This window comes from Vibrio sp. 1288, from assembly GCF_033344475.1.
This window is the reverse complement of sequence record NZ_JAWPOX010000296.1, coordinates 1-848: the sequence shown is the minus strand read 5'-3', so window position 1 is coordinate 848 and position 848 is coordinate 1. Positions and strand designations below refer to the sequence as shown.

Here is an 848-nt window from a genome sequence, read left to right as displayed (position 1 = left end):
AGGCACTTTAGATTCGCAGATCGTGCTTTCTCCTATGGTCAGGCATGGTTTTGCAACCGAGTACGGTGTGTATGATTACTCTTTTGCTATGTCTAGCAACTTATACACCTACCTATGGTCTGGCGCGGCAATTGATGTTCGTCATATTTTACCTTTAGCAGAAAGTGATGATTTTGAAGAGGGCGGGTATTTCGAAGACAGCGCGTACGAGAACGAGATTGATCGTGCAATGGTGCATCAGTTCTTCCGTTTACCATATGTCGATATTGCTAACCAGGTCTCTCTAGGCTTGGTTAAGTCGGATTATATCGGTGCGCGCAGCGAATCAGCTTGGTTCTCTCAATCGGGCAACCATGAGTTGGGATTAGAGATGAGCTATTTCCAACATCAAGACGAAAAAGACAAAAATGGCTATGCGAACCCAGACCGCCAAACCTTTTTAACTCGTTATACATACTCTATGCCGGAGTGGGATTGGCAGTTTAATGCGACTGCTGGAGAGTTTTGGAAGGGGGATGTCGGCGCAAAATTCACGACATCACATTGGTTCGAAGACATAGAAGTATCGGCAAGTTATCAGGTGACAAAGTTTAACGATACAGACGAAGAGCAGTTTGTCACTGTGTCAGTAAAGCTGCCATTAACGCCATGGCGTGATATGTCACCGGGAGCAATACAGGTTCGTGGGAACGAGGCTTATGATTTCAACGTTACGACACGAGTTGGCAACGATACAAACTATTTGGCAGCAGGTCAGGGTGATGAACTCGTGATGGATAATAGTATGCTTCGCCGCTACTTTAACCGAGGCCGTTATGGTCAAGAGTACTTTGAGCAGAACAAGCTTC

Annotated in this window: 1 protein-coding gene; it reads left to right on the top strand. The window is 45.8% G+C overall.

Annotated elements, in window-relative coordinates; all coding sequences use genetic code 11:
* Positions 1 to 848: YjbH domain-containing protein (locus R8O11_RS26345; RefSeq protein ID WP_318194759.1), on the top strand; the 848-nt coding region annotated here is incomplete at both ends.